This is a genomic window from Microcystis sp. M53602_WE12 (genome assembly GCF_030065455.1).
Lineage (GTDB): Bacteria > Cyanobacteriota > Cyanobacteriia > Cyanobacteriales > Microcystaceae > Microcystis > Microcystis aeruginosa.
In genome coordinates, this window is the sequence record NZ_JASJFB010000374.1 from 1 (window position 1) to 3,160 (window position 3,160).

Sequence of the window (3,160 nt, forward strand, 5' to 3'; positions counted from 1 at the left end):
AATAGAGACGATTCTCGTTTATAAGTTACCGCTTCTCAATCGTCGGGAGATAGAAACTATGTTTAGTTTAGATGAATTAAAACAGACTCAGTATTTTCAAGATGTGCGCGAAGAAGCGCGTCAGGAAGGTCGTCAGGAAGGTCGCGAGGAAGGCAGACTAAACAAAGCATTAGAGGCGGTCCCCCGTTTGTTAGCCTTAGGGTTAAGTGTTGAGCAAGTCGCATCCGCCTTAGAGTTAGAGGTTAAACAGGTTAAAGCTATACAAAAAGGGACATAAAAAAATGCGATCGCCTTGTAAAATAAAAGCATGAAAACTGACACGATTTTTTATCAACTCTTTCAATCTTTCCCCTCTATCTTCTTTGAATTAATTCAACTCCCTATCAGCGAAGCCAATAACTACCGCTTTGACTCAGTGGAAGTCAAACAACTTTCTTTTCGTCTTGATGGAGTCTTTCTGCCTCAAAATAATCACCCTAGATTTCATCGTAAAACCGGGGTTGGGACGGGGATAAAGTTATCCCCTCACCCAACCTTACTTACCAACGATTTAAGAAACCGCCACCATTACCCCAGCGCGGTCGGGAATTAAAGAAACCACCACCGTCAGACCAACCATTACGCCAGGGCCGCGCATTAACGAAACTACCACCGCGACCATCTACCCAACCACCGACACGACTATTCCCCCAACCGCGATTGCCACCATCTCCCCAGCCTAAAGCTTGTAAACTAGGATCGGCAGTACCGGACGGCAGTTGGTTAACCCGTTCGCGTACAGCGCTGGACAGACGACTTAAACGCGCCTCAATGGGATTAGCCTCCTCTGAGGCGGCCTGAGCGGTGCTAGTCAGACCGAAGGCAGATAAAGCGAGAAGAAAGCCGACTAAACCAGTTTTATTGCTGATATTCACCTGAATTTATGCTCCTATTTGGCTTCTTGGGGATTAATTTGGGCGTGTTCGATAACTTTGAAGGCAAAAAACCCCTTTAATAATTCTGGGGGGATGGGAACCATGCCTTGACTACCGAACCAGCGATCGATTTGACTAACGGTGGCCGTATCATTGGTGATGTAATCCTGCATCATTTTAACAATGGCATAGTTGACATCATCCAAAAAAGTAGAGTTATTTTCGGGAACCATGCAAGCAATGCCAAAATTAGCTAGAGCTTCTTCGGGGACGATTTCGTAGATTTTAGGGTTATCTCTGAGGATTGTTCCCGCTAAAGAGATGCTATCCCCCGCTATTGCGTCGATTTTACCTGTTTTTAAAGCTTCGAGGGCTTCTTCTACGGTGCTGTAGGTAGTAACAATTGTCGCTTGCAGTTGTACTAATTTAATCACATCCACGGCCGCAGAAGTGGGAACCAAGGCGATGCGTTTACCGATTAGGGATTGAGGAGTGGAGAGATTGCTACCTTTTTTAGCTAAAATCCTAATCCCAGAAATGCTGTAACTGATGGAAAAATCGACAACTTTCGCCCTTTCCCAAGTAAAAGCCGTACTACAAGCGATATCGATTTCCCCGCTACGAATGAGATTAATTTTCTCTCCGGGTTGGTTAGCTTCAATCATTTGCAGGGTGACGGGACGACCGAGACGAGTTTCCAATCGTTTTCTAATTCGTTCCAACACATCCATAGAATAGCCGACTAATTCCCCCTTATCATTGACGTAGGAGTAGGGAATCGCATCAAAACGGGTTCCTACGGTCAAAAATCCCGTGCGAGCCACTTTTTCCACCACTGTTTCCGCTAAACTCGGACTTGCGAGGAACATGGGCAATATGCAACCTAGTCCCACTAACTGTAAAATTTTCTTCATAAATCGAGTGCTTGCTCCCGTACAAACATAACTATACTAGAATTCACTAAAAAATCTTCAAGGTTTCCATAATAATTTCTGTGAACTTTTACAAATTAGATGGCGGTTCAAGGCGAATTAATTGACCGTTACCTTCATCGGTGAGCAGGTATAAAAATCCGTCGGGACTTTGACGCACATCCCGCACCCTCTGACCGATGGGAATCGCTTCTTGATTGATAATTTCACCCGATTTATCCACTGACAGACGGCGAATATCCCTGGAAACTAAACCACCGGCAAATAAATTTCCCTGCCAATTAGGAAAGCGATTACCGGTATAAAAGACCAATCCCGAAGGAGCGATCGCAGGTGTCCAAATTGTTTTCGGATCAATCAGACCGGGTCGAGATTTTTCGCGGGAAACCGGGGTATTAGTGCCGTACTCTTGACTAGCAGAAACCACTGGCCAACCATAATTTTTACCTTTTTCAATTAAATTTAATTCATCCCCTCCTTTTGCTCCGTGTTCGGTTGCCCAGACTCTTTTAGTCATTGGATCAAAGCTGATTCCTTGAATATTCCGATGACCGTAACTCCAAATTTTAGAACCCGCAAAAGGATTATCTTTAGGTAGAGAACCATCGTCATTGATGCGGATAATTTTACCTAGGGTCTGCTGAAAAAGTTTTTCCTGGGGGCAGGGTGTGGGGTGTGGGGTGTAGGGTGTAGGGTTTTACTCATTTTCAGGTGGCCAATTACCTAATTTTCAGGGAAAAAGTGCCTAAATTTCCCCCCGATCACTCCCATATCCAGTACTTTTTGATTGCCAAAAGGTCTAAAAGTCTTACCCAACAAGGTTTTTAGCTTTATTCAGCAAAGTCTACCTAAATGACTTTGCAGATTTTGGGACTGTTTTCTAATTAAATCTCCCGCTAATTGTAGGGGAGGATTACCCCCGTCCCCAATCGCTACCAATAAAGTGCCATCCGGTAGCCATAATAACCGCGAACCGAAGTGTTGAGAGTCGGTTTTTGCCTGGGAAACTTCAAAAATAACCCGCACATCTCGCAAACTTGCACCATCTTGACACTCCCGTCGCGCTCATGCGAGGGATTCTTGGTTCATCGAGTTTCCTTAATCTGACAGGACGTATCCAATCAAACCAGAGGGAATCTCTCCCCAAGCGTATTAGTTTCCGTGTGTCCCACGGTACTTAGTCCCTTTTTGAGAATGTTGATAGCGGCGTTAATATCTCTATCTTCTACATAGCCACAGTGAGGACAAATATGAGTTCTTGTAGATAGAGATTTAGGGACTTTTTGACCACAATTAGAACAATTTTGACTCGTG

4 protein-coding genes and 3 pseudogenes are annotated in these 3,160 nt (G+C 44.5%); 2 read left to right on the forward strand and 5 right to left on the reverse strand.

The genetic code is table 11. The annotated features are described in order from the left end of the window. Positions 1 to 277, forward strand: a 277-nt coding sequence (locus PX482_RS12860; protein ID WP_288032442.1) for an Rpn family recombination-promoting nuclease/putative transposase, incomplete at its 5' end; no start/stop codon positions are given. A gap of 30 nt (positions 278 to 307) precedes the next feature. Next, positions 308 to 481: pseudogene (locus PX482_RS12865) on the forward strand (DUF2887 domain-containing protein); the annotation flags it as partial. A gap of 58 nt (positions 482 to 539) precedes the next feature. On the opposite strand, the gene grrA reads toward PX482_RS12865, so the two are convergent. The 5 genes and pseudogenes from grrA to PX482_RS12890 all read right to left on the reverse strand — a co-directional run. Beyond that, entirely contained in the window at positions 540 to 914 is a 375-nt protein-coding gene (gene grrA, locus PX482_RS12870; protein ID WP_288122523.1) for a GrrA/OscA1 family cyclophane-containing rSAM-modified RiPP, read from the reverse strand. Between the two features lie 14 nt (positions 915 to 928). Then, positions 929 to 1,828, reverse strand: a complete 900-nt coding sequence (grrP, locus tag PX482_RS12875; RefSeq protein ID WP_002762433.1) for an extracellular substrate binding-like orphan protein GrrP — start codon at positions 1,826 to 1,828, stop codon at positions 929 to 931. A gap of 88 nt (positions 1,829 to 1,916) precedes the next feature. Continuing rightward, positions 1,917 to 2,489, reverse strand: a pseudogene (locus PX482_RS12880) (PQQ-dependent sugar dehydrogenase); the annotation flags it as partial. A gap of 191 nt (positions 2,490 to 2,680) precedes the next feature. After that, positions 2,681 to 2,884, reverse strand: a pseudogene (locus tag PX482_RS12885) (PQQ-dependent sugar dehydrogenase); the annotation flags it as partial. Between the two features lie 83 nt (positions 2,885 to 2,967). Next, positions 2,968 to 3,160: zinc ribbon domain-containing protein (locus PX482_RS12890; protein WP_288122524.1), on the reverse strand; the 193-nt coding region annotated here is incomplete at its 5' end.

What these genes read in the sequence shown, in the direction of transcription:
- grrP (WP_002762433.1), bottom strand. Translation starts at nt 1,828, where the DNA reads ATGAAGAAAATTTTACAGTTAGTGGGACTAGGTTGCATATTGCCCATG.